This is a genomic window from Pseudomonas arsenicoxydans (assembly GCF_900103875.1).
GTDB classification, from domain to species: domain Bacteria; phylum Pseudomonadota; class Gammaproteobacteria; order Pseudomonadales; family Pseudomonadaceae; genus Aquipseudomonas; species Aquipseudomonas arsenicoxydans.
Genome location: NZ_LT629705.1, coordinates 3,633,644 through 3,658,873 on the forward strand (window position 1 = coordinate 3,633,644; position 25,230 = coordinate 3,658,873).

Genomic DNA, 25,230 nt, shown 5'->3' on the forward strand with positions numbered 1-25,230 from the left:
GCATTTGAATATACAAACAGGAGTTTTCGCGATGGCACACCTCGAACCCCAAGCGCTGGCGCAGTACATCGATCATACCTTGCTGGCGCCTGATGCCTCCCGCGAGCAAATCGCCACATTGTGCCGCGAAGCCACGGAACACGGCTTCTATTCGGTGTGCGTGAATTCGGGGCAGGTGCCCCATGCCGCGCAATGCCTTGCAGGGCAGCCCGTGAAAGTCTGCGCGGTGGTCGGCTTTCCGCTGGGCGCCGGGCTGAGCGACACCAAGGCTTTCGAAGCCGAGCGGGCCATCGCCGCCGGCGCAGGGGAGGTCGACATGGTGTTGAACATCGGCTGGCTGAAGGACGGTTTGTACGATCAAGTGCGGGACGACATTGCCCAAGTCTTGCAGACCTGCGGCAAGGTGCCGTTGAAAGTCATCCTGGAAAACTGCCTGCTGAGCGACGCCGAAAAGGTCAAGGCCTGCGAGATTTGCCGTGAGCTGAACGTCGCCTTCGTCAAAACCTCCACCGGTTTCAGTCGCAGCGGCGCCACCGTGGAAGATGTTGCGCTGATGCGCCGCACCGTCGGGCCTGACATCGGCGTCAAGGCCTCCGGTGGCGTACGCGATTACCCGACTGCGCTGGCGATGATCGAAGCCGGCGCCACGCGATTGGGCACCAGCTCGGGCATCGCGATCATCAGTGGCGCCCAAGCAGCAGGCGAGGGCTACTGATCAGTCCACTTTCAACACAATCTTGCCGATGTGATCGCCGGCTTCCATCCGCGCATGGGCCTGCGCTGCGTCGGTGTAGGCATAGACCTTGTCGATCATCGGCAGGCAACGGCCGGCGGACAGTACCGGCCAGACATATTCGCGCAACTGTTCGGCGATCGAGGCTTTTTCTTCGCGGGTGCGCGAGCGCAGCAGGGAGCCTGTGATCGTCGCGCGTTTGCTCATGATCCCCAACAGATCGACGTCGTTGGCGCGTGCACCGCCGAGAAAGCCCAGCATCACCAGTCGGCCTTCCATGCCCAGCGCCGCGACGTTCTGGTTGAAATACGAGCCGCCCATGATGTCGAGGATGACATTGACGCCTTTGCCGGCGGTTTTCTCCTGGATGACCTGGACGAAATCCTGATCACGGTAATTGATCGCCTCGGCGCCAAGCTGGCGGATCGCTGCGCATTTTTCCTCACTGCCTGCGGTGGCGAAGGCTTTGACGCCGAACTCGCGGCAGAGCATCAGCGCGGTGGTGCCGATGCCGCTGGTGCCGCCGTGAATCAGTGCGCGCTGGCCTTTGCTGGCGCCGCCCATGTCGAACAGGTTGGCCCACACGGTAAAATAAGTTTCCGGGACTGCGGCGGCGTGGACCCAATCCATGCCTTCGGGTATCGGCAACGTCTGGCTGGACGGGGCGACGCAATACTGCGCGTAACCGCCGCCATTGGTCAGCGCACAGACCTTGTCGCCGACAATGAATTCGCTGACGCCGGCACCGATGGCCACCACTTCACCGGCCACTTCCAGACCCGGGATCGGGCTCATGCCGGGTTTCATCGGGTATTTGCCGGCGCGTTGAATCACATCGGGACGGTTGACCCCGGCGGCATGCACGCGAATCAGCACTTCGCCGGCGCCGGCGCTTGGAACCGGCTCCTGGCGCGGCTTCAGAACGTCGGGACCACCGGGTTCGGTGATTTCAATCAGGGTCATGGTTTGGGGCAAAGTCATGTGGGTGTCCTATCAAGAAAGTGTTCAGTCAGTGGACGGTAGATCACAAGATCGCAGCCTCGTTTCACTCGATAGCTCCTACAAGGGGATCGCGGTCGAAATGTAGGAGCTATCGAGTGAAACGAGGCTGCGATCTATTGATCTTCATGGGCAACTCGCCGCAATCATCTGAGGGCGACGATTCAGCAAGCGCATCGCCTGTTCCAGCATCAGTGCAACCACAATGGCACCCGCCGCCACAACGAACAACAGCGCATGATGCCCGCCGCTGGCATTGAACAACGCCGAATAGGCAAAGCCTGCTATCGCCTGGAACGTGGCGAACGACACCGTCGCGCGGCTCCAGGCAATCTGCTGCTGGTGATGGTTGGGGATCAGCTCATGCACCCGCGCCAGCGCCAGTGGCACGATGCCTGGCGGGAACGAACCGAGGATCACCGCCAGCACAGCCAGCGCCGTGAAAGAACTCGCTATCGACAGCAAACCCACGGCAATCGCTTGCACCACAAGCACCAGCCGGATGCTCAGCCGGGCGCCGAGCTTATCGGCCAGAAAACCGTAACTCACCGGCCCGATGATCGCGCCGAGGCCGTACATCACCCACATCAGTGCACCCACATGCGCCCCGGCACCGAGCCCGCGGGCCACGTAATCCACCAGGAAGACCATCGCCGGCACCAGCCCGGCGGCCATGAAGGCGTATTGGGCGAACAACAGGTATACGCCGGGATCGGTCGGTGTCGTGGATTTTTCAATCGACACTTCAACGGCCTGTGGGTGCGCCGCTTGGCCAGCCGAACCAGCTCGCGGCGGTCAGGACCAGTGACAGAATGCCCAGGCCAAACCAGGTTTGCTGCAACCCAAGGCTCAGCAACGGCGGAACAATTGTCCCCGAGCCGGCAATGCCCAGGCCGATACCGAGGAAGATCGCGCCGCTGGCCAGCCCTCGGCGAGACGCCGGCACATGGGGCAATACCGTCGCAGCCACCAACACCATGATCGCGCCGCCCGCAACGCCGGACAGCAGGCGCCAGCCGAAGAACCAGCTCACTGACAAGGGAAAACCACAGGCAAAGAATGCCAGGGTCACGGCCAGCATCATCAGGCGCAGGGCCGTGGTGTTGGAGGTGCGGTTGGCCAGCGGTCGGCCGATCAGTGCGCCGATCAAGTATCCGACAAGGTTGGCGGCGCCGAGGTACACCACGTCGCTGGCGGAAAACCAGTGCGCCTGAATCAGCGACGGAATCAACGGCGTGTAGGCAAACCGGGCCAGGCCAATACTGACCAGGCTGGCAGCGAGGCCGGCGAAGATCGGCAGCCAGATCGCGCTGCGCGGGGTGGTCGATGTGCTGTGCATGAGAGCAGTCCTGTGAGGTTATCTCTGGCGTCCAGCGTATCGAGAATTATTGATGCAGTAATGCAGCGATTTCGCTATACAGTGATGCAAACTTGCATCACGAGGAAAGCCGCATGAATTGGGATGACGCACGGGTGTTTCTGGCGGTGTGCCGCGAATCGACGCTGCGTGGCGCAGCGCGGGTGCTGGGGGTCGATCAGGCCACGGTCGGGCGGCGGGTCACGGCGCTGGAAAAGTCCTTGAGCGCGACACTGTTCCTGCGCACCTCCGAAGGTTACGCGCTGACGGCGGTCGGCGAAGCAGCCTTGCAGGCCGTGGAAAAAATGGAGGTCTCGGCGTTGGAGCTGGAACGGCAGATCCTCGGGCTGGACGATCGGCTCACCGGTACGGTGAGGGTCAGCACCACCGACTCGCTGGCCATCGATTTCCTGATCCCGGCGATTGCCCGGTTGCACGACAAACACCCGGATGTGCGGGTGCAACTGGACGCGTCCACGCAAATGATCAGCCTGGCCAAGCGCGAAGCCGACATCGCGGTGCGCAATGCCCGGCCGGACAACCCGGACCTGATCGCCCGGCGTATCGCCCGTTGGCCCGTGGGCCTGTTCGCTTCGCAACGGTATGTCGACAGCCACGGCGTACCGGAACCGGGGTCAGCGTTTGAAGGACATGATTTGGTGGCTTACCAGCCCTATCTGGCAGGCAACAAGGAGATGACGCTGGTGTCGGAACCGGTGAGCCGCGGGCGGATCGTGTCGAGCCTGGGCTCCGGCCTGCTGGTGCGTCGAGCCGTTGCGGCGGGGCTCGGGCTGGGGGAAATTCCGGTGTACATGGGGGAGAGGGACGGGCTGGTCAGGCTGTGGCCGGAACGCACGCGACCGGTGCCCTATGATGTCTGGCTGGTGACCCACGCGGACTTGCGGCATACCGCCCGGGTCCGCGCGGTGATCGATGAAATTGTCGCGGGGTTTTCCGGTACCGGCGAATGAACATCAAAAGATCGCAACCCCGTTCACCTGTAGGAACTGTCGAGTGAAACGAGGCTGCGATCTTTTATTTACGGCATTTCAGGCAATTCTTGCGGCCGCAAATCAAACACCAACACTTCGGCATCCACGCCATTGCTCAAGGTCAGCACCTGTTCCTGGCGAATCCGCACGCCATCGCCTTCCTGCAACGGCACGCCGTTGAGTTCGACGCTGCCACGGGCTACGTGCACATAGGCGTAGCGGTCGGCGGCCAGTTCCAGGGTGGCGCTTTCCTTGCCGTCGATCAGCGCGGCATACACCCGTGCATCCTGACGCACCTTCAACGAACCCTTGGCCCCGTCCGGGGAGATGATCAGTTGCAGACGCCCGCGTTTTTTCTGGGTGCTGAAGTGCTCTTGCTGATAACGCGGTTTGGCGCCGCTGACTTCAGGCACGATCCAGATTTGCAGAAAGTGCACCGGCCGCGTGGCCGAGTGGTTGTATTCGCTGTGCGCCACGCCGCTGCCGGCGCTCATCAACTGCACGTCACCGGGACGAATCACCGAGCCGGTGCCCAGGGTGTCCTTGTGTTCCAGAGCGCCTTCGAGCACATAGGAGAAAATCTCCATGTCGCGGTGCGGGTGCTGGCCGAAGCCTTTACCGGCCGTCACGCGGTCGTCATTGATCACCAGCAGGTCGGAAAAACCCTGCTCTTTGGGGTTGCGATAGTTGGCGAAGGAAAAGGTATGGAACGACTTCAACCAGCCGTGATTGGCGGCGCCGCGATCCGAGGCTTTGCGAAGGGTCAGCATGATGAAATCTCCTGTGGGGACGTTGATTCGTCCGAGTGAGGAGAAGGTTAATGTTTATCGGTTGGTGTAATAAGTAGATGGAAATTGAAATACTGTCCTGTTCAGGTTGACAGTAATGTGTGGGCGATCAGGTATTTTTCTCCGACGCCGGCGCCACACTTGGCCATAATGCATAGCATCCCTTACCTACCGAGCACCGGACTCTGTGGGAGCGGGCTTGCCCGCGATAGCGATGTGTCTGTCACCCACAATGTTGAATGTGACGCCGCCATCGCGGGCAAGCCCGCTCCCACGGGGATGGGTGTTGGCAGATAGACTTTCTTTTGACTTCAGTGATTTTGAACCCATGAAAACCGTGGCTATGGTGTTGTTTCCTGACTTCCTCCTGCTGGACATGGCCGGCCCCATGGAAGTGTTTTCCATCGCCAATCGTTATCTGCCGGCGCACGAGCGTTACGAGCTGTCGACCATTGGCACTGAACCTGGCGCGTTGCGCGCCTCCAACGGCGTCAGCGTGCAAGCCGATCTGCACATCGATCAGGCTGCGCAGGCGTATGACTTGTTGCTGGTGCCGGGTGGTCCGGGGGCCTATAACGAAAAGCACCCGCCGTTGCTGTGCTGGCTCAAAGACGCCGTCGGACGGGCAGGGCGCTACGGCTCGATCTGCACCGGCGTGTTCGTCCTCGGGCATGCCGGTTTGCTGGACGGCTATCGCGTCACCACCCATTGGCATTACACGGAGCGGTTGATCAAGGGGTTTCCCGAGGCAACGGTGGAGACCGACAAGATTTACGTGCAGGACCGCAACCTCATCACCTCGGGTGGCGTGACCGCCGGTATCGACCTGGCGTTGGCGGTGGTCGCCGAAGACCACGGCAAGAAAGTCGCCCAGGACGTGGCCAAGGTGTTGCTGGTGGTGATGAAACGCCAGGGCGGACAGGCGCAGTTCAGTCCCCTGATGGCCGCCGTCGCACCGCAGGAAACGCCGATCACCCGCGTGCAGAACCATGTGCTCGAACACCTCGATGAAGGCTTCAGCATCGAACGCATGGCCAGCTTCGCGAACATGAGTGAACGGCACTTCGCCCGCACGTTTGCCCGGGAAGTGAACATGACGCCCATGGAGTTTTTGCAAAGTGCGCGCATCGACTGCGCTCGCAACCTGCTGGAAACCAGTGACCTGCCACTCAAGACCGTGGCCTTCAAAAGTGGCTTTGGCAGCGTGCGGCACATGCGCTTTCTGTTCAGTGAAAAGCTGGGCCTGACCCCCAGCCAGTACCGCGAACAGTTCAGCTAGAGCGTTCGTGTCCGTTATGCGCACCGCGATGGCTGTGACACTCCCACCATGGCGGTTGAACCGTCACTGAGGCCTGCCAAGATACTTGGCAACGCTTTGCAACGGAGGTGCGGGAGCCTGGAAGGCGCATGCGATGGGTGTTGTCGCACGGTGAGCCAAGCCAGGTTGCAGCATGTGAATGGACATGAACAGCCTCATAGATCTGAACAGCGATGCGGTGCTGCGATTCGGCCCCTACGCCTTCCACCTGCAGCAACGGCTGATCCTGGAAGGTGATCGACCGCTGCGCATGGGCGGGCGTGCCCTGGATATTTTGCAGGTGCTGGTCGAGCGTGCCGGCGACGTGGTCAGCAAGGATGAACTGATTGCCCAAGTCTGGCCGACCTCCGTGGTCGAGGAAATCAACCTGCGTGTGCACATCGCGGCCCTGCGTCGGGCCTTGGGTGACGGGCAGGATGGCCAGCGCTACATCGTCAACATTCCCCAGCGCGGCTACAGCTTTATCGCCCCGGTGGAACAAGTGCCCGCGGGCATGCTGGTATTGTTCGAGAACGTGCAAAAACACCAGCACAACTTGCCGGCCCGGTTGACGCCGGTGACCGGTCGGGATTCGATCGTCGGCAGTCTGGTCCGGCAGTTGCCAGTCCGTCGCCTCATGACTCTGGCTGGCCCCGGCGGTATCGGCAAGACCACGGTGGCGTTGCGTGTCGCCGAGCTGCTGTTGCAGCACTATGAAGACGGCGTGTGGCTGGTGGATTTCGCGGCGATCGATGACCCGGCGCGGGTGGTCGATCATCTGATCCAGACCCTTGAACTGGAGGTCGGCACGACGCTGGACGTGCTGGCAAACCGGCACACATTGCTGGTGCTCGATAACTGCGAACACTTGCAGGAACGCTGTCGGACCCTGGTCGAGGACTTATTGATCTCGGCGCCTCGCCTGTCGATTCTGGTGACCAGTCGCGAACCCTTGCAGGCGGTGGGGGAAACGGTCCAGCGCCTGGCCTCTCTGGCGGTGCCGCCCGCATCGGCCTTGCACAGCGTCGCCGAAGCCATGGGGTATTCGGCGGTGCAGTTGTTCGTCAGTCGCGCCCGAGCCCGTCAACAAGGTTTTGCCCTGCGCGAACAAGACCTCAAGGCTGTGCGCGAAATCTGTCGGCGGCTCGACGGTTTGCCACTGGCGATTGAACTGGCGGCGGGGCAGATCGACGCCTTGGCGCTGGTGGGTTTGCAAGCGCAGCTGGACAACTGTTTTCAACTGCTGACCCAAGGCCGGCGCACCGCCGTGCCCCGGCATCAAACCCTCAAGGCTGCGCTGGACTGGAGCTATGAACGACTCGGCGAGCGCGAGCAAACCGTCTTGCAGCGTCTGTCGGTATTCAAGATGTCTTTCACCCTTGATGCGGCGATTGGCGTGAGCAGTTGCGCACTGCTCAAACCCGATCTGCTGGCGGCGCTGGTGGAGCGACTGGTGGCCAAATCGTTACTGTCAAAGGACCAAGTCAACGGCACCAGCCGCTATCGCTTTCTCAACACCACCCGCCGCTATGCGCTGGAGAAGCTTGAACTGAGCGGCCAACAGCGTGTGTTCGAGAGGCGTTTCTCGCACTACATCAGTCGCGTGCGCAGGGCCTCAGGGGTGCCATTGTCCATGGAGCTCGTCGAGTAAGCACCGGACTTTGTGCAAGTCCGGCGTCGCGAAACCTTCGGTGAAGCGGTTGTAGACCGGCGCCAGCAACTCATGGGCCTGCTGGTACAAGCCCTGGCGCTGCCAGAGTTGCGCCAGTGAGGTGGCGCTGCGCAGTTCCCAGGCCAGGGCACCCTGATGCCTGGCCACATTCAATGCCCGAACCAGCATCTCTTCGGCCGCTTCGATGTTGTGGGAGCGAGCCTGCTCGCGATGATCCCCCTGCGACGGATTGTCCAGCGCCATCAACGCATCAGCCCTGGCGCGCAATATTTCCGCCGTGCTCCATCCCGCCGCTCCGGTATCGGCCCGCTGCAGCAAGGTTTCATCGACAAAGCCGCTGTCGAGCGTGACCATGATTTCGCCGATCAAGCCCGCCCCCGGTCGCTCGGGCAGCTGCGCTTCTTCGCGATCAATCACCTGCGCGTAATGTTGTGCCCAGTTATAAAACAGCAGCACCGAATGTCTTTGCGCTTGCTCCAGCAACAGGCGCAAGAGCTCGCGAGCGGTCTGAGGCTCGCCGTTGTAGTGGGCGATCAGGCACCCGGCCAGCGCCAGGGTGTAGCAGATCGATGTGCCGTGGTTGATCTGAATCGCGATGTCCAGCGCCTGCCGCGCGGTGCGCCAGGCTTGTTCCGGCTGGCCTTGCACCCAGAGGATGCGCGCCAGAATCGTCAGGGCGGCCACGCTCTGATCGTATTGCACGCCAAACCCGTGGGTGAAACGGTTGAGGTGGCCACTTTGGGCCATGCGCTGGATGACCTGTTCGGCGTTTTCCCGTGTCAGTGACTGATTACCGGAAAAGTGCAGCGCCAGAACGCGTAAGCGGTGTGTACTGAGTGACAGGACGGCGTCGTCATCGCCCCCCAGTCGGTCGAATTGTTGGCTCTGCTCCAGCGCCATTTGGTAGTGACCGCAACTGAGGTTGACCGCCATGTGCCCCGACACCGCCCGGAGCTCGCCTGCCACGTCGTTGGCGGTTTTGGCCAGGGTGCGGGCGCTGACGAACGCCTCGATGGTTTCGGCGGTGCCGCCTTGGGTGTGATAACAGGAGCTGCCCAGTGCCAGCTTCAGGTCCATTTTCAATCGAGGGCAGGGCTCGGCGCTCGCGTCGAGCAAGGCCAGCGCCTTGCGCACATAGACCCCGTGTTCCTTGAGCAGCGACAGTTCTTGCCAGAGAGGCGTGGACGTCGCCGCCAGACGGATGGCCAGCGCTTGCGGCCCCTGGCCATTCAAGCCCCAGTCGAGGGCCGAGCGAATGTCTTCCAGGCTGCGCGCGTAACGCTCGATCCACAGGCTCGTGGAAATCAGTTCCCAGTCTGCCCGGGCTTGAACCATCAAGGCCAGGCAGCGTTGGGCGTGGCGTTCACGGGTGTCCGGCAGATCAGCGGCCTCGGCGAGTTTTTCCAGGGCATAGCTGCGGGTCGTGTCGAGTAATCGATAGAACACTTCTTCGTCGCCCACCTCGACATTCAACAGCGACTTGGCCACCAGTTGCGTGATCGAGCCAAATACAACCTCGGGCTCAATGTGTTCGCCGACGATTACGGCCGCTGCCGACTCCAGCGTGAAACCATCCTTGAACACACCCAGGCGGCGTAGGCATGTCTGCTCGCAGGCACTGAGCAACTGGAAACTCCAGTCTAGGGTGGCACGCAGTGTCTGGTGCCGGCCCAGCGTCGACTGACAGCCCTGAGTGAGCACGCGGAAACTGCCCTGCAATTGCGCCAGCAATCCGCTCACGCCAAAGTGGTCCACTTGCGCCGCCGCCAGTTCGATGGCCAATGGAATGCCGTCCAGGCGCCGACAGATCTCAATCGCCAGCGGCAGTTCTGCTTCGGTCAATTCAAAGCTGTCCTGGCTGGCCATGGCCCGTTCGACGAACAGCTGTAGCGCCGAAAACGTCAACGCCTGAGCACGGTCGAGCACGGCGATGGGCGGCGGACAATCCAGTGAGTCAAGACGCTGAACGTATTCGCCCTCGGCGCGCAGGCTCTCGCGGCTGGTGGCCAGAATGTGCACCTGCGGGGCTGCGCGCAGGAGGCTTTCGCAGAGCAGCGCGATGGCGTCGATCAGGTGTTCGCAGTTGTCGATCACCAGCAGCATCTGCCGTTCACGCAGAAATGCCGCGAGGCCGCTCGCGGGTTCGGCGTCATGCAGCGACAAACCCAGCATCGTGGCCAGGTGAGTGCCGATCATCAACGGGTCGCTGATCGGCGCCAGGTCCAGCAGGCGAATGCCGTCCCGGTAGCGGCCAATCAGTTGTTCCGCGACCCGCAGGGCCACGGTGGTCTTGCCGATCCCGCCCGGGCCGACGAGGGTGATGAAACGTTGGCGTGGCAGCTGCATCATCAGGTTGTCGACCAGTGGCTGGCGACCAATCATGCGCGTGTGCCGGATGGGCAGGTTGTGGCCGCTTGTTGCAGGTTCTTCGGCCTCGGGATGTTGCCCGATCTGTTGCAGCGAAAAGGGCGCCACAAAACTGTAGCCACGTTGGGCTATGGTGATGATGTAGCGCTGGCCGGCCTGGCCGTCGCCAAGCGCTTTGCGCAGCGTCGCCATGTGTACCCGCAGGTTGATGTCTTCGACCACGCTTTTGGGCCAGACCCTGGCGATCAATTCTTGCTTGGCGACCACTTTTCCCGCGTGTTCCAGCAGGATCAACAGAATGTCCAGCGCACGCCGACCCAGGCGCAAAGGCTGATCCGCCTCCATCACCAGACGTTGTCCGGGATAGACCCGGTAGGGGCCGAAATGGATGGCCTGTTCAGGGGAAAGGGTCAACGTGTCACTCCTGCTTGCAACCGTCTGGTACGCGATTTTCGAGCATATTCCTCAGGTTTTGAGGTGAACGCAACGCGGTGTCCGGAAGACCGTCGGGTGTCCGTGCGGACTGTTGCGTTCCGGGTGTCGTTTTCTGGCACCTGTTCATTGGGTCTGAGGGTAGCAAAGTACGTGTTACGGCTTTTGGCGCGCCAAGGAAAATTAACAACGTTTAACTCGTACTCAGTGTGGACTACGCCCAAAACTCCCACCAGTAGGCGCCTTGTAGGAGCTGTCGAGTGCAACGAGGCTGCGATCTTTTGATCTTGTTTCTCAAGGGCAACATCAAAAGATCGCAGCCTCGTTGCACTCGACAGCTCCTACAACGCTGCTGCGAGGATCAGACATGTCATGAGGACGCTGGAATGAGCAACGTGGTGGTGGTCTATCACAGTGGCTACGGGCACACCCGTGTCTTGGCCGAGGCCGTCGCCCTCGGTGTGGAGCGGCACCTGGGCAGCACCAGTTTGCTGGTGCCGGTCGAGGACGTGGACCAGCACTGGGATCGGTTGCACAGTGCCGACGCCATCATTTTCGGCGCTCCGACCTACATGGGCAGCGCTTCGGCGTCCTTCAAGAGCTTCATGGAATCCACGGCGGCGTTTTACCTGGCCCAGCCATGGCGCAACAAGCTGGCGGCGGGGTTCACCAACTCCGGCTGCCTGTGCGGCGACAAACTCAACACCTTGCTGCAGCTGGCGGTGTTCGCCGCGCAGCATTCGATGATCTGGGTCGGCCTTGACGTGCTGCCGGCACGGTCGAGCACCGGCGTGTTCGACGGGCAGCTCAATCGCCTCGGCAGTTCGCTCGGGGTCATGGCCCAGTCGAATGTCGAACAGTCCCCCGAGCTGGCGCCTCCGCCAGAAGACCGCTGCACCGCCGCGCATCTGGGCGAGCGCGTGGCGCGACTCGCCGAGCGCATGGGCCACTCACCGCTTTGAAACACCCCCAACACTCGCTAAGGAGATATCGCATGAGTACATTCACGACCCGAGACGGCACCGAGATTTATTACAAGGACTGGGGCACCGGTCAGCCGATCGTATTCAGTCACGGCTGGCCGCTGAACGCCGACAGCTGGGAATCGCAGATGATCTTCCTGGCCTCCAAAGGTTATCGGGTCATCGCCCACGACCGCCGTGGCCATGGCCGCTCCAGTCAGCCGTGGACCGGCAACGACATGGACACCTACGCCGATGACCTGGCGCAGTTGATCGAGTTGCTCGACCTCAAGGACGCCGTGCTGTTCGGCTTCTCCACCGGCGGCGGCGAAGTGGCGCGCTACATCGGTCGCCACGGCACTGGCCGCGTGGCCAAGGCCGGGCTGATTTCCTCGGTGCCGCCGTTGATGCTCAAGACCGAAGCCAACCCCGGCGGCTTGCCAATCGAAGTGTTCGACGGCATTCGCCAAGCGTCCCTGACTGACCGTTCGCAGCTGTACATCGATCTCGCCAGCGGACCGTTCTTCGGCTTCAACAAGCCGGACGCCAAGCCTTCCCAGGGCATGATCGACTGGTTCTGGATGCAAGGCATGATGGCCGGTCACAAGAATGCCTATGACTGCATCAAGGCGTTCTCCGAAACCGACTTCACCGAGGACTTGAAGAAGTTCGATATCCCGACGCTGGTGGTGCACGGCGACGCGGATCAGGTGGTGCCCATCGAGGCGGCGGGCATTGCGTCGGCAAAACTGGTGAAAGGATCTACGCTGAAAATCTACCCCGGTGCACCCCATGGCTTGACTGACACTCACAAGGATCAGCTCAACGCTGAGCTGTTGGCGTTCTTGAAGGGATGAAGAACCCCGGCGCGGATTTAAATCCGCGCCGGTTTTCGCTGCTGGTGAGAGCAGCTAACTGTCGAGATCAAGTCCATGAAAAAGCTGACGAATGCCACCGGCGCCCCGGTGGCCAATAATCTCAATATCAAGACTGCCGGCCCTCGTGGGCCGGCACTTTTAGAAGACATCTGGTTGTTGGAAAAACTTGCCCACTTTGACCGCGAAGTTATCCCCGAGCGGCGCATGCACGCCAAGGGCGCTGGCGCTTACGGCACGTTCACCGTTACACATGACATCAGTCGCTACACCAAGGCCAGTATTTTCAGTGCCGTGGGCAAGCAGACGCCGCTGTTCGTGCGGTTTTCCTCGGTGGCCGGCGAGCGCGGCGCGGCGGATGCCGAGCGCGATATCCGTGGCTTCGCGGTCAAGTTCTACACCGACGAAGGCAACTGGGACATTGTCGGCAACAACACGCCGGTGTTTTTCTTCCGCGACCCGCTGCGTTTCGCCGACCTCAATCACGTGGTCAAGCGCGACCCGCGCACCGGTCTGCGCAATGCCACCAGCAACTGGGATTTCTGGAGCTTGCTGCCGGAGGCGCTGCACCAGGTGACCATCGTCATGAGCGATCGCGGCATTCCCGTCAGTTTCCGCAACATGCACGGTTTTGGCAGCCACACGTTCAGCCTGATCGACCGCGACAACAAACGGGTGTGGGTGAAGTTTCACTTTGTCTGCCAGCAAGGCATCGAAAACCTCACGGATGCCGAGGCGCAAGCGGTGGTCGGCAAGGACCGCGAGAGCAATTTGCGGGACCTGTACGAAGTCATCGAACAGGGCAATTTCCCGCGCTGGAAATTGTGCATTCAGGTGATGGAGGAAGAACAAGCCAACACCTACCGGCACAATCCATTCGACCTGACCAAAGTCTGGCCGCACGGTGATTTCCCGCTGATCGAAGTGGGCATCATGGAGCTCAACCGCAACGCCGAGAACCACTTCGCCGAGATCGAACAGGCCGCCTTCTCGCCGGCCAACGTGGTGCCAGGCGTAAGCTTTTCGCCGGATCGCATGCTCCAGGCGCGGCTGTTTTCCTATGGTGATGCGCAGCGCTATCGCTTGGGCGTCAACTTCAATCACATTCCGGTCAACGCACCGCGCTCACCGTCCCACAGCTATCACCGCGACGGCGCCATGCGTACCGACGGCAACCTGGGTGGCACCGCCAGTTATTTCCCCAACAGCGTGGGCGAGTGGCCTGATTCGCCGGAACTGGCCGATCCGCCGCTGCCGGTGGAAGGCTTTGCCCAGCACTATGACCATCGGCTTGAAAATGACCACTATGAGCAGCCGGGCAACCTGTTCCGATTGCTGGACCCTGTGCGCAAGCAGTTGCTGTTCGATAACACCGCACGGGCAATGAATGGCGTGCCACAGGCGATTCGCCAGCGCCATATCGAGAACTGCACCAAGGCTGATCCAGCGTATGGATTCGGGGTGGCTGAGGCGTTGGAGCGGCTTTCTCCGTTGGGCTGACGCAACCCGCGTAGCAGCTGTCGTTCGACAGCTGCTACGCAGCGTGCGACATCGAATATTACGCGTGAAGTTCGGCGGCGTACGCGGGGCGGCGGGGAAGGGGGCGCACCGTACGGCAACGCCAGGCGAACGGGGTGATGCCTTCGCTGCGGGTGAATATGTGACAGAAATGCGCCTGATCGCAGAAGCCGCATTCGAGGCTGATTTGCGTCAGGGTCAGTTCAGTGTCCTGGATCAATTGCTTGGCGCGGGCAATACGCTGGTGGCGAATCCAGTCCTGGGGCGAGAGCCCGGTGCTGCACTTGAATGCGCGGGAGAAATGACTGCGCGAGAGGGCACAGGCGCGGGCCAGTTCGGTCACCTCAATGGTTTCGCCGAGGCGTTCGAGGATTAGCTGCTTGACCAGGCTTTCGCGCCACGGGGTCAGGCCACCGGTGGTTTTCTTTCGCGTTTGAGTGGCAGTCGCACGGGCGACGTTTCGCTGAGATTGGGCCATGACAGATGTCCGTGTCGGTGAGCTTCATTCTTGGTCGCGACGCTCTGGCAGGCGAGTTAAACGTTGTTAATTCCGCCCGTGTACGCCAGTGGGCAACAGCGCTAACTCAGCACATTGCTGCAATTTCCAAGGGTCTGTCCCGTGCACAATCGATGTCATCGGGCGGCGTTTGTATGGCCGCTTTTCTGACTCGATCAAGGTGAAAGTATGAAACATTCTCTGGTACGTGCATTGGGGCTGGCGGTGGCGATGACTGCCGGAGTGTGCGCGGCGCAGGCGCCTGCGCAGGTCGGCACGCAAGCGCCGGGCTATTTCCGCCTGGCAGTGGGCGATTATGAAGTCACGGCGCTGTTCGACGGCTACAACGACCTGTCGCCCAAACTGCTCAAGGGCCTGACCCAGAGTCAGATCCGCGCGTTGCTGGCTCGCCGTTCGATTGAAACACCGGGCGTGCAGACCGCGTTCAACGCCTTTCTGATCAACACCGGCAAGCAATTGATCCTGGTCGATACGGGCGCGGGCCAATGCATTGGCGCCACGGCAGGCATGCTCTCGGACAACATGAAAGCCGCCGGTTATGAGCCTGCGCAAGTCGATACGATTTTATTGACGCACCTGCATCTGGACCATGTCTGCGGGCTGGTCGACGCCCAGCACAAACCCGTGTTCGCCAATGCAACAGTCTTTGCGGCGAAGGCGGAAGCCGCTTACTGGCTCGATCCTCAGGCGCTTGCCAAGGCACCCGAGGGCGCCAAGCCGTATTTCAAAATCGCTCAGGACTCGACCGCACCGTATGTGGCCGAGGGTCGTTTCAAGACGTTCGATGCCGGTCAGTCGCCGGTGCCGGGTGTGGTCGATGCGGAGCTGGAAGCCGGGCACACGCCGGGCAGCACCACCTACCGTTTCACTTCCCAGGGGCTGGGCATTCTGTTCATGGGCGATCTGGTGCATAACCTGGCGGTGCAGTTCGAACACCCTGAGGTGTCGATCGGTTTTGACGTCAACAGCCAGCAGGCGATCAAGAGCCGCGCTACCGTGTTCACGGCCGCAGCGGCGAGCAAGACCTGGGTGACGGCGGCGCATCTGCCGTTTCCCGGCATTGGTCACATCGCCACCCAGGGCCAGCATTTCCAATGGGTGCCGGTGGAATACGGGCCTTACAAACGTGCGGCGAACGTGCCGCTGATCGAGTAAAGTCGCCGGCTGAACATACAAGGGAATCGTGCCTATGAACCGTAACGATCTGCGTCGCGTCGACATGAACCTGTTGGTGATTTTCGAGGCGTTGATGTTCGAAAAGAACCTCACCCGAGTGGCCGAAAAACTGTTTATGGGCCAGCCGGCGGTGAGTGCGGCGCTGGGACGGTTGCGTGATCTGTTCGACGATCCGTTGTTGCTGCGCAATGGCCGCGGCATGGAGCCGACGGCGCGGGCGTTGGCGATTCTCAAGGAGCTGCAACCGGCGATGGATGTGATTTCCGGGGCGGTGAGCCGGGCCAAGGAATTTGATCCGACGACCAGCTGCGATGTGTTTCGTATCGGGCTGTCGGACGATGCCGAGTTCGGCTTGTTTCCGCCGCTGTTGACGCAGCTGCGCGAGGAGGCGCCGGGGATTGTCGTGGTGGTGCGGCGGGCGAATTATCTGTTGATGCCGGCGTTGTTGGCGTCCGGGGAAATTTCGGTGGGGGTGAGTTACACCACGGATTTGCCGGCGAATGCCAAGCGCAAGACTTTGCGCGATATTCCGTGCAAGGTGTTGCGTGGTGACAAGCGGCCGGGACCGCTGACGCTGGATGAGTATTGTGAGCGGCCGCATGCGATGGTGTCGTTTTCGGGGGATTTGAGCGGCAACATTGATCTGGATCTGGCGAAAATCGGGCGCTGTCGGCGGGTGGTGTTGGGGGTTCCGCAGTTCAGCGGATTGCGTGCGTTGTTGGCCGGGACTGAGATGATTGCGACGGTGCCGGATTATGCGGCGTGTGCGTTGGTTGAGGGCTGTGCGTTGAGGGCTGAGGATCCGCCGTTTCCGATTGAGGCTGCGCAGTTGTCGATGGCTTGGAGTGGGGTGCATGACAATGATCCGGCGGAGCGGTGGTTGCGGGCTCGCATTAGTCAGTTTATGTCGCTGCCTTTGGCTATTCCCTCTTAAACGTGGCGGCCTTTGTGCCGACCAATCTCTTTCGGGTGTACATCGAACCCTGTGGGAGCGGGCTTGCCCGCGATGGCGGCCTGACAGTCGACCAGTCTCTTTCAGGTGTACATATCCGTTACTGCGGTAACGGCGGCTTAGGGTTTCGCCCTTACGGCGACTCACTTTTTTTACAAGCGCCTAAAAAAAGTAAGCAAAAAAACGCTCGCCCCGAGCGTTCGGCCCCTCGCTTAGGCTCGGTGTTCCTTCGCTCCGGCATTCATCGGGGGGGGCATCGCCTCCGGTCTGCTTCGCGACGACCTCCTCTCGATGTGTTCGACTTCGTCGAACGGCGCTACGCGCCTGCCCCCCAGATGAACGCCTCCACTCAGCCTTCCGAAGGGGCGGGTAGATCAAGATCAAAAGCTGCAGGCGAGCTACCGCTCGGCCTGTTGAGTGGTTAGAGGCGGGGCGTTTACGCCAATGCATTTGGGGGGGCTGGACGGGCGTAACGTCGTCAGTTGAAAAAGCGCAGCTCTGTCAATCTTTACCATTCGTCCGTAATGGTCGTTGACCTGTAAGTTCTGACAGTAGCCGGTGTTCGCGATTCGGTGTGTGATAGGCGTGCTCAAGGTGGCAGGTTTAATCACGTACAGGGAACGAATAATGAATGGTCAGGATACGGAACTAGACACGGACCACTTGCCACCTTTGTTCATTCGGGAGAGTCCGACCTCCGAGCTTTTGAATCCACTGGCGGTCAGGCATAGCTGCAGGATTGTCATGGAATATGCGATTGAGCCCGGTGACAGGGTCAGTGTGACCTGGGCAGGGGCTCCGGGGGCTGGTTCGTATACTTCGGTATTCTTCCCGGTGGGTGAGTTGCGTCCCTTGGAGGTCGGGATAGGCGGTATACCGCTGGTGATCTTCAATTTGGGGATGACGGTGACGCTGACCTATACCGTTATTCGCGGCAACTTTGCACCAGTGACTTCGCAGCCGTTGATTTTATACGTGCTGCCCATAGCCCTAAGCGAGTTGCCCAGACCCTTTATCACGCAGGCACCCGGGTTTGGCACGGGTTTGGTCCTTGATGTCAATGCGCTGACTGAATTCACCCTGCGGATCAACGCTTGGCCGCTGCAAACTGAGGGTCAATATTTCTGGTTGCGTCTTAGAGGGACCAACGCCGACGATAGCGTTTTCGATGAGCTGTACTGGAGTGCGCCGGACAATGTTGTCGACGAGAAATTCAGCAAAGGCTTCTATGAGCAAGACTACCCCGCTGACCCGCTGAAGGGGCTCAAGGATCGCAGTACGTTGACTCTGGAGTTTATGGCGGGGCTGCAGGGTAACCAGGCCCCGGCCCTTGCCCAGAGGTTTGCGCATCGCAACTACATCGTCAGCACGAACGGATCGACAAGGCCAGTCATCGATTCGGTAAAAGATCCGTTCGGTGACGACATTGCCGATGGGTCGGATACTGGGCATGGCAGTGTGACGGCAGAAGGCACCGCGGTGGCTGGGGAGCAAGTGGAAATCTTTGACGGGCTGGTTTCCAAAGGCGTGGCCACGGCGGAGGCGGGGCGTTGGAAACGTCTGGTGACTGGACTGACTGATGGAGAGCACGAGCTGAAGGCCAAAGCCTTGTACGGTGAGGGAGAGGTATCCAGATCCTGGACGATTAATGTGATGTTGAAGGAGCGACAACTGTCGATTGAAGAATCGCACGACGGTATGACGCTGGACCCCCTTGAGGCTTTGCAGAGTCTGACAGCCGTGCTGAATGTCGATCTGGAGCCCGACGACAGCATCACCGTGGAATGCACCGCTGAGCCCGGCACGCCGGCAGCGGGTTCGCATACTACGAATCCGGTGGTTGCAGGCAACATTCGGCCCAGAGTAATACCGCTGCCCGTTAGATTGTTGGCGTTTAGCCTGGGCAAAAAACTGGTGTTTACCTTCACCTACACACGGGGGGAGTCGCTTCCAGTGACTTCACCACCGTTTGTGCTTGACGTTCTGACGATCCCCTCGGCGGAGTTCGTGGCTCCGGTGATTACCCAGGCGAACGGTACGACGGTGCTGGATCTCAAAGATGTCACTACCGGTGCGACTCTCTTGTTTGGCGGCTGGCCGCATATGGCCATGGGACAACGTATCTGGCTGGATCTGGAGGGCACGAACACCAGTGGAGGCAGTCACAATCGCATGTTGTGGACAGGCACGGGTAACTCAGTTCATCAAACTTGGGCCTTGACCGGTAGATACAGCATTACCCTTGCGTACACCTATTTGCAGCATCTCAGAGATGGCAGCAAATTATCCATTCGATTCAGGATCAATATGGATCAGGTCGCGAACCCGGAGACGGCGGTGGTCTTTGACGTGCGTGAATACACCGTTCGCGCCATACCTTGAAGGGAGCCAGCCGCTCGGCCAGTGGTTGGCTGTATCAGATGAAAGTAACGGTCTCTATTGAGGCCGTTTTTTCTGCCTGACATAAAGCGTTCGGTAATGAAGGCCCCGGCAGTTGTTCAGCCCGGGCTGATCCCCAAAAAGAGCACGTACATCCAATTTTTTCCGCCCCCGCAGCGGCACTATCGAATGATGTTCCGGCGCTTGGACGCCGGTGGTTTTTCATTTGTGCAGGTAGCCCATGAACGCTTCGCAATGGGATCAACGGGCCCAGGACTTCGGGTTGTTTTTTCTGCGGGTCAGCGGCGGATTGTTTCTGCTGTGGGTGCACGGTTTGCCCAAGCTGCTTAACTACAGCGCGCAGTTGCAGGTCATCGAGGACCCTTTCCACCTCGGTGCGAACGTCACGCTGATGCTGGCGATTTTTGCCGAGGTGTTGTGTCCGCTGTTGATCATGGTCGGGGTGTTGGTGCGGTTGGCGTGCCTGCCGATTCTGTGTGTCCTGCTGATCGCTCTGTTGGTCGTGCATCCGCAGTGGAGCCTCGATGAAGGGCAGTTCGGCTGGCTGCTGCTGATTCTGTTCACCAGCCTTTTTATCGCCGGGCCGGGACGGCTGGCGCTCAATGTCCGATTCGCCGGAGCTTTGCGTTATGCCTGAATCCAACCGTTTCGAAGAAGTCGTGACCCTGGTCATCAAGCACCGGGTCAAGGCCGGTTTTGAAGTGCCTTACGAAGCCTGGTTGCGCAACATTGTCAGCGTTGCCGGGCAGCAGGACGGGCACTTGGGTGTGGACGTGATGCGCGGTAAAAACGCCGGGCTCGACATGTACACCTGCGTGCTGCGCTTTTGCTCGACCGAGGCGATGCAACGCTGGCTCGATTCGCCGCAGCGCCTGGAGCTGGTCAACGAAGCCGCGCCGATGCTCGCCGATGGCGACCAGACCGAAGTCAATCCGGTCAAAGAGTTCTGGTTCGCCCCGCAAGCCGATACCGCATCGCCACCACCCCCGCGCTGGAAGCAGGCCGTGGTCACGTTGCTGGTGATTCTGCCGCACACGTTGCTGGTGCCGCTGCTCTGGGGCCCGCTGCTGCGGCTCAACGCGGTGCTGTCCAATTACGTGGTCGCGACGTTCCTGATCACGCTGACCATCGTTGTCTCGGTGGTGTACCTGTTCATGCCAAGGGCCACACGCTTGTTCGCGCCTTGGCTGTCTTCTTCCACTCAGCCCAAGGAAACGCGATGAACGCCGATCTGATTTTATTCAATGGCCAATTTCATACCGTTGACCGTGAAAACCCACGCGCCAGCGCTGTTGCGATAAGCGATGGTCGCTTCGTCGCGGTTGGCACCGATGCCCAGGCCATGGCCCTGCGCGGGTCGGGTACGCAGGTCATCGACCTCAAGGGTCGCTGCGTCATCCCTGGCCTCAACGACTCGCACTTGCACCTGATCCGTGGCGGTTTGAACTACAACCTCGAACTGCGCTGGGAAGGCGTGCCGTCGTTGGTCGATGCCCTGCGCATGCTCAAGGATCAGGCCGACCGTACGCCGACGCCGCAATGGGTACGCGTGGTCGGTGGCTGGAACGAATTCCAGTTCGCTGAAAAACGCATGCCGACCCTGGAAGAGCTCAACCAGGCCGCGCCGGACACCCCGGTGTTCGTCCTGCACCTCTACGACCGTGCCTTGCTCAACCGCGCTGCCTTGCGCGTGGCCGGTTACACCCGCGATACGCCGAACCCGCCGGGCGGCGAGATTGTCCGGGATGCCAATGGCAACCCGACCGGCATGCTGGTCGCTCGCCCGAACGCGATGATTCTCTACTCGACGCTGGCCAAGGGGCCGAAGCTGCCGCTGGAATATCAGGTCAACTCGACCCGCCAGTTCATGCGCGAGCTCAATCGTCTTGGCCTGACCAGCGCGATCGATGCCGGGGGTGGTTTCCAGAATTATCCGGACGATTACCAGGTGATCGAGCAGTTGGCCAAGGACCAGCAGCTGACCATTCGCATCGCTTACAACCTGTTCACGCAGAAGCCGAAAGAAGAGCTGAGCGATTTCAAGAACTGGACCAGCAGCGTGACCCTGCACCAGGGCGACGATTTCCTGCGGCACAACGGCGCCGGGGAAATGCTGGTGTTTTCGGCGGCGGATTTCGAGGACTTCCTCGAGCCGCGCCCGGACCTGCCGCAAACCATGGAAGACGAGCTGGAACCGGTGGTCCGCCACCTGGTGGAGCAACGCTGGCCGTTCCGTTTGCACGCCACCTACAACGAATCCATCAGCCGCATGCTCGACGTGTTCGAGAAGGTTAATCGCGACATTCCATTTAACGGCTTGCCGTGGTTCTTCGACCACGCTGAAACCATCACCCCACAGAACATCGAGCGGGTCAGGGCGCTGGGCGGCGGTATCGCGATTCAGGACCGGATGGCGTTCCAGGGTGAGTATTTCGTCGAGCGTTATGGCGCCAAAGCCGCTGAAGCGACCCCGCCGATCAAACGCATGCTGGCCGAAGGCGTGCCGGTCGGCGCCGGCACCGACGCGACCCGGGTGTCCAGCTACAATCCATGGACTTCGCTGTACTGGATGGTCAGCGGCCGCACAGTGGGCGGGCTTGAGCTGCATGCCGAGGGCCTGTCCCGGCAGACCGCGCTGGAGCTGTTCACCCACGGCAGCGCCTGGTTCTCTTCCGAGCAGGGCAAGAAAGGCATGATCAAGGTCGGCCAACTGGCGGACGTCGCTGCGCTGAGTGCGGACTTTTTCAGCGTCGACGAAGAAGCGATCAAGTGGATCGAATCGGTGTTGACCGTGGTCGGCGGCAAGGTGGTGTACGCGGCCGGTGATTTCGAAAAACTCGGGCCGGCCAGCGTGCCGGTGCTGCCGGACTGGTCGCCGGTGGTGAAGGTGCCGGGGCACTGGCGGCCGACCTCGCCGATGCAGGCGCAGGTTCACCATTGCAGCGGGCCGTGCGGCGTGCATGCCCACAGCCATGACAAAGCACGCCTGTCGAACGCGCCGGTCAGTGATTTTGCGGGTTTCTGGGGCGCCTTTGGCTGCTCGTGCTTCGCGTTCTGATTCTCAGGAAAACGCGCCGATGGGCTGCATCGGCGCCTCACGTAATACCCATCCATCGAGGAGCTTCACATGAGCAACGTTCCGTACAAACGCCTGAACAAAGACGATGCCGTAGTCCTGTTGGTCGACCACCAGACCGGCCTGATCTCGCTGGTCCAGGATTTCTCGCCGAACGAATTCAAGAACAACGTGCTGGCCCTTGCGGACCTGGCCAAGTTCTTCAAACTGCCGACCATCCTCACCACCAGCTTCGAAAATGGCCCTAACGGTCCAATGGTGCCTGAGCTCAAGGAGCTGTTCCCGGACGCGCCGTACATCCCGCGTCCAGGCCAGATCAACGCTTGGGATAACGAAGATTTCGTCAAAGCCGTGAAAGCCACTGGCCGCAAGCAACTGATCATCGCTGGTGTGGTAACTGACGTGTGCGTGACGTTCCCGACGCTGTCGGCGCTGGCCGAAGGCTTTGAAGTGTTTGTGGTGACCGACGCCTCGGGCACGTTCAACGAAACCGTGCAGCAAGCCGCCTGGGCGCGCATGTCGGCTGCGGGTGCGCAACTGGTGAACTGGTTCGCGGTGGCCTGCGAGCTGCAAGGCGACTGGCGCAACGATATGGAAGGCCTGGCGAACCTGCTGTCGCCGCGCATTCCTAACTATCGCAACCTGATGAACAGCTACTCGGTACTGACGTCGAAGTAAGTTTCGTTGCCGATGAAAATGCCCGTGACTGTGCGTAATGCGGTTCACTTACGATAGTTTTGGGGTTGGGGTTGGGGTTGGGGTTGGGGGCATATCCGTTTCTGCGGTAACGGCGGCTTAGGGTTCCGCCCTGACGGCGGGTCACTTTGGAAAAGCCCCAAAGTAACCAAAGGGCTCTTGCCCCTGACGTTCGGTGCCTCGCTAAGGCTCGGCATGCCCTCGCTCCGGTCCTGCTCCGTGGGCCCGCCGCCATCGGCCATCCATGGCCGGGGGCGGCTAACCCGGCATCCATGCCGGGTTGCCCACTGCGCAGAACCTGCGCTCGGCCTCACGAGGGGGCGTGCACCGCCAAAGCCAAAACGAGGCGGCCTACCGGCCGGCCTGGTTCCTTAACGCTTGCGCGTCCTGATCGTTCCGATGCTCCGCGTGGGAATGCATCCCGTGACGCTCCGCGTCACCCTTGCACAAGACTCAAGCCTGGTGTCGATAGCGGAACGCAGAGCGTCCCCGGCGGCATTCCCACGCGGAGCATGGGAACGATCAACAGCAACAGCAACAGCAACAGCAACAGCAACAGCAACAGCATTGCGAGCAGGCTCACTCCCACCTAAAGCAGATCGGCGCACAGCTTTTGCTTCTCACCACTCATCAGGTCGAGCGTTAGCTCGCCTTCCGCTTTTGATCTTGATCTTGATCTGCCCCGTCGGAAGGCCGAACGCAGGTTCTGCGTAGTGGGCAACCCGGCATGGATGCCGGGTTAGCCGCCCCCGGCCATGGATGGCCGATGGCGGCGGGCCCACGGAGCAGGACCGGAGTGAGGGAATGCCGAGCCTAGGCGAGGCACCGTACGTCAGGGGCAAGAGCGCTTGGTTACTTGGCGCTTCTCCAAGTGACCCGCCGTCAGGGCGGAACCAATAGTCGCCGTGACCCCAAAAACGGATATGTACCCAACCCCAACCCCAACCCCAACCCAACATGACCGTCTAACCCGTCACACCGGTTGGCGTTTCTGCAGCCAACTCAGAAATCCACTCTTCTTGATCGGCGCCGGTTTGGCCATCAACGCCAACCGACTGTTTTGCGTGCGTACCGCTTGCAACTTGTTCAGCGCCCGACCCACTTCAACCCGTTGCTCCATGCACTGGCGAGTCAGGGACTTGTCGATCCGGTAAATGATGCACGACGTCAACGTGGTAAAGGTCGCCTCGGACGGCGTATCGGTGAGGATGCTTTGTTCGCCCATCACTTCGCTGGGGCCCATGCGTCCGGCTTCGGTTTGCCCGGTACCGTCGGGCACGGTGGCGCTGACCACACCCGTGGCGATCACCATCAAGCTGTCCGGCACGTCGCCCAATGCCAATACCACCTGGCCTGCGGCGTACTGCTGCGGGACCATCGACTGGGCCATTTGGTCACGCTCATCCTCGCTCAGGGAACGAAAGATTTTCACTTCATCAAGCAACGCCCGCGCGCGAGTCGTCGGCTCAATCACGCCATCGAGCTGCCGGGAAATACCCGCCGCTTCCAGGTGCCGATGGGCCAGGTCGAACAGTTGGTTGCGCACCTCGCTCTTTTTCCCAAGCTCGGTGATAAAGCCGCTGGCCACGTATTCGGACATGGTTTCGCCGGCTTCCTTGAGCACCGCTTTCGGGGGAGGGTTGAGCAGCAAGCTGCTGCTGCCCTGCAGTGTGCGCTCCAGTGCATCCAGTACCCGACGCGGGCGAATGTGGTTGGGCACCTGAATACTGATCGACACGCCGTGCATGTTGGTAGGCCGACTCAGGTTGACGATTTTCGCCTTGGCCGCCACTGAGTTTGGCACCACCGCCGTGCTGCCGGCACTGGTCAGAAGGTGAGTCGCGCGCCAGTCAATGTCGAGCACTTTGCCTTCGACGCCATCGATCATGATCCAGTCATCGACCTGATACGGCTTGGTGGTGTTTAGTACGATCCCGGAAAACACGTCGCTCAAGGTGCTTTGCAGCGCCAGACCGACAACGATGGCCACCACCCCGGAGGTCGCCAGCAACCCTTTGACCGGCAGTTCCAACACATACCCGGCCGCCGCCACGATGGCCACCAGAAACACCAGCGCACCAATGACATCCTGCAACAATCGACCGCTGTGACCGATGCGCCGCATCAGCACCAGGCCGATGACTTCGGTGAGCACCCGTGCCGCGTACAACCACCAGAGAATCCCCAGCGCCGTGGCGCCCAATTGCACCACGCGATCCTCGGCAAACTGCGGCGCCAGTAACGGGCTGACGCCGGCGTTGATGACCAGTGCGCTGAACATCACAAACAGCACCAGCCGCACACCGACCCGGGTGACGCGATGCTTGAACGGCGCGAGTTGCCAGAGCAGCGCGTCGATCACCAGCAGCAGGGCGCTCCAGGACAGCAAATGAGCAAGGACGAAGGACATGGACGACTCCG

The 25,230-nt window shown here is 60.8% G+C and carries 20 protein-coding genes and 1 pseudogene; 14 read left to right on the top strand and 7 right to left on the bottom strand.

The annotated features are described in order from the left end of the window. The first annotated feature begins 31 nt into the window (after positions 1–31). Entirely contained in the window at positions 32–715 is a 684-nt protein-coding gene (deoC, locus tag BLQ41_RS17060) for a deoxyribose-phosphate aldolase (RefSeq protein ID WP_090182624.1), read from the top strand. Here deoC and BLQ41_RS17065 read toward each other — a convergent pair whose 3' ends face one another. After that, positions 716–1,714, bottom strand: coding sequence for an NAD(P)H-quinone oxidoreductase (locus BLQ41_RS17065; protein WP_090182625.1), 999 nt, complete (start codon positions 1,712–1,714; stop codon positions 716–718). A 144-nt stretch (positions 1,715–1,858) separates the two neighbouring features. Continuing rightward, positions 1,859–3,071: pseudogene (locus BLQ41_RS17070) on the bottom strand (YbfB/YjiJ family MFS transporter). A 113-nt stretch (positions 3,072–3,184) separates the two neighbouring features. Between BLQ41_RS17070 and BLQ41_RS17075 the strand changes: the two are divergent. Continuing rightward, entirely contained in the window at positions 3,185–4,060 is an 876-nt protein-coding gene (locus tag BLQ41_RS17075; RefSeq protein WP_090182627.1) for a LysR family transcriptional regulator, read from the top strand. 68 nt (positions 4,061–4,128) lie between these two features. Here the strand turns inward: BLQ41_RS17075 and BLQ41_RS17080 are convergent, their stop codons facing one another. Further along, positions 4,129–4,851, bottom strand: coding sequence for a pirin family protein (locus BLQ41_RS17080; RefSeq protein WP_090182629.1), 723 nt, complete (start codon positions 4,849–4,851; stop codon positions 4,129–4,131). A 346-nt stretch (positions 4,852–5,197) separates the two neighbouring features. Between BLQ41_RS17080 and BLQ41_RS17085 the strand changes: the two genes are divergently transcribed. Both BLQ41_RS17085 and BLQ41_RS17090 read left to right on the top strand, forming a co-directional pair. Then, a complete protein-coding gene (locus tag BLQ41_RS17085) occupies positions 5,198–6,148 on the top strand; it encodes a GlxA family transcriptional regulator (protein WP_090182631.1) in 951 nt (316 codons plus the stop codon). Positions 6,149–6,332: 184 nt separating this feature from the next. Beyond that, complete coding sequence (locus BLQ41_RS17090) at positions 6,333–7,817, top strand: ATP-binding protein (RefSeq protein ID WP_090182632.1); 1,485 nt, start codon at positions 6,333–6,335, stop codon at positions 7,815–7,817. Here the strand turns inward: BLQ41_RS17090 and BLQ41_RS17095 are convergent. Continuing rightward, complete coding sequence (locus tag BLQ41_RS17095; RefSeq protein ID WP_090182634.1) at positions 7,782–10,619, bottom strand: ATP-binding protein; 2,838 nt, start codon at positions 10,617–10,619, stop codon at positions 7,782–7,784. The two genes, BLQ41_RS17090 and BLQ41_RS17095, sit on opposite strands and share 36 nt — an antisense overlap. A gap of 404 nt (positions 10,620–11,023) precedes the next feature. On the opposite strand from BLQ41_RS17095, the gene BLQ41_RS17100 reads away from it, so the two are divergent. The 3 genes from BLQ41_RS17100 (at position 11,024) to BLQ41_RS17110 (ending at position 13,974) form a co-directional block, all read left to right on the top strand. Then, complete coding sequence (locus BLQ41_RS17100; RefSeq protein ID WP_090182636.1) at positions 11,024–11,599, top strand: flavodoxin family protein; 576 nt, start codon at positions 11,024–11,026, stop codon at positions 11,597–11,599. A 32-nt stretch (positions 11,600–11,631) separates the two neighbouring features. Further along, on the top strand, positions 11,632–12,456 hold the full coding sequence (locus BLQ41_RS17105; RefSeq protein WP_090182638.1) for an alpha/beta fold hydrolase: 825 nt from the start codon (positions 11,632–11,634) through the stop codon (positions 12,454–12,456). 75 nt (positions 12,457–12,531) lie between these two features. Next, a complete protein-coding gene (locus tag BLQ41_RS17110) occupies positions 12,532–13,974 on the top strand; it encodes a catalase (protein ID WP_090182640.1) in 1,443 nt (480 codons plus the stop codon). A 58-nt stretch (positions 13,975–14,032) separates the two neighbouring features. Here the strand turns inward: BLQ41_RS17110 and BLQ41_RS17115 are convergent, their stop codons facing one another. Continuing rightward, entirely contained in the window at positions 14,033–14,470 is a 438-nt protein-coding gene (locus BLQ41_RS17115; RefSeq protein ID WP_090182642.1) for a helix-turn-helix domain-containing protein, read from the bottom strand. 207 nt (positions 14,471–14,677) lie between these two features. Between BLQ41_RS17115 and BLQ41_RS17120 the strand changes: the two genes are divergently transcribed. The 7 genes from BLQ41_RS17120 to ycaC all read left to right on the top strand — a co-directional run bounded on the left by BLQ41_RS17120 (position 14,678) and on the right by ycaC (position 22,791). Next, positions 14,678–15,664, top strand: a complete 987-nt coding sequence (locus BLQ41_RS17120) for an MBL fold metallo-hydrolase (RefSeq protein WP_090182644.1) — start codon at positions 14,678–14,680, stop codon at positions 15,662–15,664. A gap of 34 nt (positions 15,665–15,698) precedes the next feature. Beyond that, positions 15,699–16,619, top strand: a complete 921-nt coding sequence (locus tag BLQ41_RS17125) for a LysR family transcriptional regulator (protein ID WP_090182646.1) — start codon at positions 15,699–15,701, stop codon at positions 16,617–16,619. 762 nt (positions 16,620–17,381) lie between these two features. Beyond that, a complete protein-coding gene (locus BLQ41_RS17130; RefSeq protein ID WP_157695025.1) occupies positions 17,382–19,019 on the top strand; it encodes a hypothetical protein in 1,638 nt (545 codons plus the stop codon). A gap of 238 nt (positions 19,020–19,257) precedes the next feature. Beyond that, the gene (locus BLQ41_RS17135) at positions 19,258–19,674 is read left to right on the top strand and encodes a DoxX family protein (protein WP_090182650.1); all 417 of its coding nucleotides are present in this window, start codon (positions 19,258–19,260) and stop codon (positions 19,672–19,674) included. After that, a complete protein-coding gene (locus BLQ41_RS17140; protein ID WP_090182651.1) occupies positions 19,667–20,260 on the top strand; it encodes an antibiotic biosynthesis monooxygenase in 594 nt (197 codons plus the stop codon). The genes BLQ41_RS17135 and BLQ41_RS17140 overlap by 8 nt, the downstream gene beginning before the upstream one ends. Then, the gene (locus tag BLQ41_RS17145; RefSeq protein WP_090182653.1) at positions 20,257–22,095 is read left to right on the top strand and encodes an amidohydrolase; all 1,839 of its coding nucleotides are present in this window, start codon (positions 20,257–20,259) and stop codon (positions 22,093–22,095) included. Before BLQ41_RS17140 ends, BLQ41_RS17145 begins: the two co-directional genes overlap by 4 nt. Before the next feature lie 69 nt (positions 22,096–22,164). Further along, on the top strand, positions 22,165–22,791 hold the full coding sequence (gene ycaC / locus BLQ41_RS17150) for an isochorismate family cysteine hydrolase YcaC (protein ID WP_090182654.1): 627 nt from the start codon (positions 22,165–22,167) through the stop codon (positions 22,789–22,791). A gap of 454 nt (positions 22,792–23,245) precedes the next feature. On the opposite strand, the gene BLQ41_RS30520 is transcribed toward ycaC, so the two are convergent. Together BLQ41_RS30520 and BLQ41_RS17160 are read right to left on the bottom strand one after the other, a co-directional pair. Beyond that, entirely contained in the window at positions 23,246–23,392 is a 147-nt protein-coding gene (locus BLQ41_RS30520) for a hypothetical protein (protein ID WP_157695026.1), read from the bottom strand. A 390-nt stretch (positions 23,393–23,782) separates the two neighbouring features. Next, positions 23,783–25,219: a mechanosensitive ion channel family protein gene (locus BLQ41_RS17160; protein ID WP_090182658.1), complete on the bottom strand. Its 1,437-nt coding sequence runs from the start codon at positions 25,217–25,219 to the stop codon at positions 23,783–23,785. Positions 25,220–25,230: the final 11 nt, after the last annotated feature.

What these genes read in the sequence shown, in the direction of transcription:
- BLQ41_RS17145 (WP_090182653.1), top strand. Translation starts at nt 20,257, where the DNA reads ATGAACGCCGATCTGATTTTATTCAATGGCCAATTTCATACCGTTGAC.
- BLQ41_RS17085 (WP_090182631.1), top strand. Translation starts at nt 5,198, where the DNA reads ATGAAAACCGTGGCTATGGTGTTGTTTCCTGACTTCCTCCTGCTGGAC.
- BLQ41_RS17130 (WP_157695025.1), top strand. Translation starts at nt 17,382, where the DNA reads ATGGAATATGCGATTGAGCCCGGTGACAGGGTCAGTGTGACCTGGGCA.
- BLQ41_RS17090 (WP_090182632.1), top strand. Translation starts at nt 6,333, where the DNA reads ATGAACAGCCTCATAGATCTGAACAGCGATGCGGTGCTGCGATTCGGC.
- BLQ41_RS17105 (WP_090182638.1), top strand. Translation starts at nt 11,632, where the DNA reads ATGAGTACATTCACGACCCGAGACGGCACCGAGATTTATTACAAGGAC.
- deoC (WP_090182624.1), top strand. Translation starts at nt 32, where the DNA reads ATGGCACACCTCGAACCCCAAGCGCTGGCGCAGTACATCGATCATACC.
- BLQ41_RS17065 (WP_090182625.1), bottom strand. Translation starts at nt 1,714, where the DNA reads ATGACTTTGCCCCAAACCATGACCCTGATTGAAATCACCGAACCCGGT.
- BLQ41_RS17115 (WP_090182642.1), bottom strand. Translation starts at nt 14,470, where the DNA reads ATGGCCCAATCTCAGCGAAACGTCGCCCGTGCGACTGCCACTCAAACG.
- BLQ41_RS17160 (WP_090182658.1), bottom strand. Translation starts at nt 25,219, where the DNA reads ATGTCCTTCGTCCTTGCTCATTTGCTGTCCTGGAGCGCCCTGCTGCTG.
- BLQ41_RS17075 (WP_090182627.1), top strand. Translation starts at nt 3,185, where the DNA reads ATGAATTGGGATGACGCACGGGTGTTTCTGGCGGTGTGCCGCGAATCG.
- ycaC (WP_090182654.1), top strand. Translation starts at nt 22,165, where the DNA reads ATGAGCAACGTTCCGTACAAACGCCTGAACAAAGACGATGCCGTAGTC.
- BLQ41_RS17120 (WP_090182644.1), top strand. Translation starts at nt 14,678, where the DNA reads ATGAAACATTCTCTGGTACGTGCATTGGGGCTGGCGGTGGCGATGACT.
- BLQ41_RS17100 (WP_090182636.1), top strand. Translation starts at nt 11,024, where the DNA reads ATGAGCAACGTGGTGGTGGTCTATCACAGTGGCTACGGGCACACCCGT.
- BLQ41_RS17080 (WP_090182629.1), bottom strand. Translation starts at nt 4,851, where the DNA reads ATGCTGACCCTTCGCAAAGCCTCGGATCGCGGCGCCGCCAATCACGGC.
- BLQ41_RS17135 (WP_090182650.1), top strand. Translation starts at nt 19,258, where the DNA reads ATGAACGCTTCGCAATGGGATCAACGGGCCCAGGACTTCGGGTTGTTT.
- BLQ41_RS17140 (WP_090182651.1), top strand. Translation starts at nt 19,667, where the DNA reads ATGCCTGAATCCAACCGTTTCGAAGAAGTCGTGACCCTGGTCATCAAG.
- BLQ41_RS17125 (WP_090182646.1), top strand. Translation starts at nt 15,699, where the DNA reads ATGAACCGTAACGATCTGCGTCGCGTCGACATGAACCTGTTGGTGATT.
- BLQ41_RS17110 (WP_090182640.1), top strand. Translation starts at nt 12,532, where the DNA reads ATGAAAAAGCTGACGAATGCCACCGGCGCCCCGGTGGCCAATAATCTC.